Annotated in this window: 2 protein-coding genes; one reads left to right on the forward strand and one right to left on the reverse strand. The window is 77.7% G+C overall.

Features of this window, described 5'->3' with window-relative positions:
* Positions 1-797, reverse strand: a 797-nt coding sequence (locus tag B0E53_RS36365; RefSeq protein ID WP_107079908.1) for an iron ABC transporter permease, incomplete at its 3' end; no start/stop codon positions are given.
* 124 nt (positions 798-921) lie between these two features.
* Between B0E53_RS36365 and B0E53_RS36370 the strand changes: the two genes are divergently transcribed.
* A partial coding sequence (locus B0E53_RS36370; protein WP_107079909.1) for a MerR family transcriptional regulator occupies positions 922-1,581 on the forward strand: 660 nt, incomplete at its 3' end.

The following is a 1,581-nucleotide window of genomic DNA, read 5'->3' on the forward strand; positions in this document are numbered from 1 at the left end:
ACCGCGGCGCCGGTGAGCAGCACCCCGCCCACGCCGGCGGCGAGGCGGACCAGGGCGATCCGGTGGCCGAGGCCACGGGCGACGTCGTCGCCGAGGGCGAGCGCGTCCAGGCCGCGGGCGGCCAGCGCCGCGAGGGCGGTGCCGGCGAGGACGAACGGGAGCACCTGCCCGGCGACGCCGACGTCCCGGCCGGTGAGGCCGCCGACCACCCAGAACCGGTACTCCTCGAAGGTGCGGGCGTCGATGCTGAGCAGCGCGTACACGACGGCGCCGAGACCCGCGTCGAGGGCCGCGCCGACCAGCGCGAGGGTGACCGGGCTGGCGCCCTCGCGGGTGCGGTTGGCCACGGCGAAGACCAGCAGCCCGGCGAGCAGCGCGCCGGCGATGCCGAACCAGACGTACCCGGTGAGCGTGCTCACGCCGAAGACGGCGATGGCCAGCACCACGCCGAAGGACGCGCCGGCGCTGACCCCGAGGATGCGCGGCTCGGCGAGCGGGTTGCGGGTGACGGCCTGGAAGAGCACCCCGGCCAGGGCCAGGGCCAGCCCGACGACCAGCCCCAGGGCGGTACGCGGCACCCGCAGCTCGCGGACCACGGTGGTGGCCTCGCCGCCGTCCGGGGCGACCAGGGCGTGCCACACCTGGTCGACCGGGAGGTGCCGGCTGCCGAGCGCCAGGCTGGCCAGCAGCGCGACGACGAGCAGGAGCGCCGCCGCCAGAGTGACCGCGAGGCGGCGGGGCACGCCGCGGCGGGTGGGGGCGTCGGCGCGGGCGGGCCGGACGGCGACGGTGGTCACGGGGGTTGTTCGCCTCTCGGATTAGGTACGCCTTACCTTAGCCGAGCTGGTTAGGCTCGCCTAACTCGGCTTCGTCGATGCGCGGCTTGCGCCTCCACCAGGGGGAGGCGGCAGGGTGGACGGCATGGACGGTGTGACGCGCTACTCGATCGGCGACCTGGCCCGGCGGACCGGGCTGCCGGTGAAGACCATCCGCTTCTGGTCCGACCGCGGGATCGTGCCGCCCACCGACCGCGGCCCGACCGGGCACCGCCGCTACGGCGACCACGCCCTGGCCCGCCTGGAGCTGGTGCGGACGCTGCGCGAGCTCGGCGTCGACCTGCCCACGGTGCGCCGGGTGGTGGAGCGGGAGGTCACGCTGCCCGAGGTCGCCGCGGCGCACGCCGACGCCCTGGCCACCCAGATCCGGGTGCTGCGGCTGCGCCGCGCGACGCTGACCGTGCTCGGGCGGCGCGGGTCCGACGCCGCCCCGGCCGAACTCCTGCACCGGCTGGCCGGCCTCGCCGAGGCGGAGCGGCGGCGGCTGGTCGACGACCTGCTCGACGCCGCCTTCGCCGGCCTGACCGAGGCGGGCCTCGCGGGGATCCGCCGCTCACTCACCCCCGAACTGCCCGACGACCCCGCCGACGAGCAGGTCGAGGCGTGGGTGGAGCTGGCCGAGCTGGCCCTGGACCCGGACTTCCGGGCCGGCCTGCGCCGGCTGGCGGAGCAGCACGCGGCCGACCGGGCCGGCGCGCCGGGCGTCCGCCGGGACGCCGTCGCGGTGGTCCGGGCGGAGGTCGCC

This window comes from Micromonospora sp. MH33 (genome assembly GCF_003013775.1).
GTDB classification, from domain to species: Bacteria; Actinomycetota; Actinomycetes; order Mycobacteriales; family Micromonosporaceae; genus Micromonospora; species Micromonospora fulviviridis.